Below are 2990 nucleotides of genomic sequence, written 5' to 3' on the forward strand. Positions count from 1 at the left end.
AAAGTGTCACCCATGTCGCCGGTCAGAAGTGTCACCCATGTTCCCGGTTGCTCACTTCCCGCGTCCGCCGGGGCGGCCGCGCCCGGATACCAGCCGACGGTCCAGGCCCGACCCCCCTTCGCCTCCGCGCTCGCGCGCTCCGACGAACGGCCCGGGAAACGCATGCGTTTCCCTGTCGGGCCGCGTCCTCGCGGGCCGGAGGCCCGCCTCGGTCGGGGATCACGCGATCGTCTCATGCCATATTGTCCTCGCTCGCGCCCATGAACTGGATGAAGACGTCCTCGAGGCTGGTCTCCGCCGGCCGCACCCGCACCCCGTCGCCGGCGACCGCGGCGAGCGCGGCGTCGAGCGCCACAGCGTCGCGCCCGACGACGTGCAGCGACGTGCCGAAGGCCGCGACCTGCTCCACCCCCGGCGCCGCCCGCAGCCGCCGCGCCACCGCCTCGAGCCCCGGCCCGGACACGTGCCGGGTGACGAGCCCGGCCCGCGCCACCACCTCCTCCACCGTCCCCTCGGCGATCAGCCGCCCGTAGGCGATGTAGTTGATCCGGTGGCACCTCTCCGCCTCGTCCATGTAGTGGGTCGAGACCAGCACCGTCATGCCCCCCTCGGTCAGCCGGTGGATCTCGTCCCAGAACTCGCGCCGCGCCTTGGGGTCCACCCCGGCCGTCGGCTCGTCGAGGAGCAGGAGCTCGGGCGCGTGCATGATGCAGGCGGCGAGCGCCAGCCGCTGCTTCCAGCCGCCCGAGAGCGTGCCGGCGAGCTGGCGGCGCCGGCCGGTCAGGCCGAGCGAGGCCAGCGTCTCGGCGACCTTGGCCTTCGGGTCGGCCAGGCGGAAGAGCCCGGCGACGAGCGCGAGGTTCTCCTCGATCGAGAGGTCCTCGTAGAGCGAGAAGCGCTGCGTCATGTAGCCGAGCCGCGCCCGGATCTCGCGGCTGCCGGTCCTGAGGTCGAAGCCGAGCACGCGCCCCTCGCCGGCGTCGAGCCTCAAGAGCCCGCAGATCATCCGGATCGTCGTCGTCTTGCCCGAGCCGTTCGGCCCGAGAAAGCCCACTACCTCGCCGCGGCGGATCTTCAGCGACACGTCGTCGACCACCGTCCTGCCGCCGAAGCGCTTGGTGAGATGGCGGACGTCGACGACCGTCCCGGGCTCAGCGGGCGTGGGCGACATCGACGATCTGTCCCGGGCGGAGGCTCCGGCTCTCCTCGGTCGGCTTCGCCTCGATGCGGTAGACGAGCTTCTGGCGGTTCTCGACCGAGAAGATGACCGGCGGGGTGAACTCCGGCTCGTCGGAGACGTAGGAGACGGTCGCCGCCTGCTCGGGCGGACAGCCGTCGCAGCGCACCTCTAGGCGGTCGCCGGGGGCGATGCCGGCGACATCGGCCTCGCCGACGAAGGCGACGACCTTGAAGGCGCCGTCGGGCAGCAGCGACATGACCGGGGCGGTCGGCCCGGCGATCTCGCCGGTGCGGCGGAAGACGTCGGTGATCTGCCCGTCCGCCGGCGCGGCGAGGTCGCGCTGCTCGAGCCGCCAGCGGGCGTCGCGCACCGCCGCCTCGGCGCCGCGGAGCCGGCTCTCGGCGGCGGCCAGCACCTGCTCGCGCGCCGGCAGCCGCTGGACGGCGAGCTCGGCCTCGAGCTGCGCCACCTCGGTCTCCGCCGTGTCGCGGGCGGCGAGCACCGTGTCGAGGTCGGCCTGCGGGACGACGCCGCGCTCGGCGAGCGCGGTCTGGCGCGTCGCCTGCCGCTCCGCCTCGCGCAGCCGCACGCGGGCGGCGGTGAGCGAGGCCTCGGTGACGGCGATCTCCTCCGGCCGGCTCCCCTCGCGCAGGTTGGCGAGCTCGGCCGCGGCGGTGTCGCGGGCGGCCTCGGCCTCGGCCAGCGCGATCTCGGCGTCGGTGCGCTCCTGGCGGGCGACGATGGCGCCGGCCGCGACCCGGTCGCCCTGGCGCGGGCCGACCTCAATCAGCGTGGCGGCGGTCACCGGCGCGAGGTTCACGTATTCGCCCTCCACGTAGCCGACCGCCAGCGTTGCCGGCGCGGCGCAGGCCGCCAGCCGCGCGACGAGGGGCAGGGCGCAGAGGAAGGCCGTCACGGGACGTCCCTCCGGTCGGCATCGAGGCGGAGCGTCAGGTTGCGCAGGACGGTGCCGGCGATCGCCTCGGCCTCGGCCGGGCCGATGCCGGGCCAGCCCATGCGCCGCTCGACCACCGGGGCCGCGATGCGGAAGTAGAGGATCTGGCCGATGACGGCGAAGACGGCGAGGCGGACGGCCTCCGATTCGGCCGGGCGACCGGTCGCCGTCGCCCAGACGGCGCAGGCGGTGCGGTGCACGCCGTCGAAGAGGCCCTCGTAGATGGTATCGAGCGCGCTCGAGGGATGCGCCATCTCGCGCAGCATGAAGCCGGCGACCAGCGGCCCCTGCGGCTCGAGGAGCAGGAAACGCACGAGGCTCCGCACCAGCCCGGCCAGCGTCTCGGCGGCGGCGAGGGGGTCGGGCGGCAGCGGCTCGCCCGGGCGCGCCGCGGCGAGGGCGTCCCCCATCAGCCGCACGATATGCTCGGCGCAGGCGTCGCGCAGGCCCTCCTTGCCGCCGAAGTGGTAGGAGATCGAGGCGATGTTGGTTCCGGCCGCGGCGGCGATCTCGCGCACGCTGGTCGCCGCGAAGCCCTTCTCGCCGAAGCCGCGCAGCGCCGCCTCGATGATGACCTCGCGCGTGGAGCGGACGGTGGGAACGGGTCGGGATTCAGCGGTCATCCGAGGTGTCTCCCGATTCAATCAAACGTTTGATTGCATCATCGCGAAGCCAAATGCAACGCCGGATTCCTGCGGCTGCAGCGCCATTCAGGAACACACCACACGACTCCCCGCGTTTCGAGACGGCTCTTGCCGAGCGCGACGTGCGGGCGCAGAAAGCCTTCGAGAGCGGTGATGGTTGACCTTTCCCCCGGGATCCGGGCCATTGCGAGCTGGAATCTTCCGCCCTTAG

4 protein-coding genes are annotated in these 2990 nt (G+C 73.3%); all 4 read right to left on the reverse strand.

Annotation, left to right across the window (positions count from 1 at the left end):
• Window positions 1-232: 232 nt before the first annotated feature.
• On the reverse strand, window positions 233-1171 hold the full coding sequence (locus tag Q0112_RS04275; protein WP_297971864.1) for an ABC transporter ATP-binding protein: 939 nt from the start codon (window positions 1169-1171) through the stop codon (window positions 233-235).
• Window positions 1152-2096 (reverse strand): HlyD family efflux transporter periplasmic adaptor subunit, encoded by a 945-nt coding sequence (locus Q0112_RS04280; protein ID WP_297971865.1) that lies wholly within the window; start codon window positions 2094-2096, stop codon window positions 1152-1154. Before Q0112_RS04280 ends, Q0112_RS04275 begins: the two co-directional genes overlap by 20 nt.
• Window positions 2093-2758: a CerR family C-terminal domain-containing protein gene (locus tag Q0112_RS04285; RefSeq protein WP_297971868.1), complete on the reverse strand. Its 666-nt coding sequence runs from the start codon at window positions 2756-2758 to the stop codon at window positions 2093-2095. The genes Q0112_RS04280 and Q0112_RS04285 overlap by 4 nt, the downstream gene beginning before the upstream one ends.
• 38 nt (window positions 2759-2796) lie before the next feature.
• The coding region (locus Q0112_RS04290) for a hypothetical protein (protein ID WP_297971871.1) at window positions 2797-2990 on the reverse strand (194 nt) is incomplete at its 5' end.

Source organism: uncultured Amaricoccus sp., from assembly GCF_937858865.1.
GTDB lineage: Bacteria > Pseudomonadota > Alphaproteobacteria > Rhodobacterales > Rhodobacteraceae > Amaricoccus.

What these genes read in the sequence shown, in the direction of transcription:
- Q0112_RS04285 (WP_297971868.1), bottom strand. Translation starts at nt 2,758, where the DNA reads ATGACCGCTGAATCCCGACCCGTTCCCACCGTCCGCTCCACGCGCGAG.
- Q0112_RS04275 (WP_297971864.1), bottom strand. Translation starts at nt 1,171, where the DNA reads ATGTCGCCCACGCCCGCTGAGCCCGGGACGGTCGTCGACGTCCGCCAT.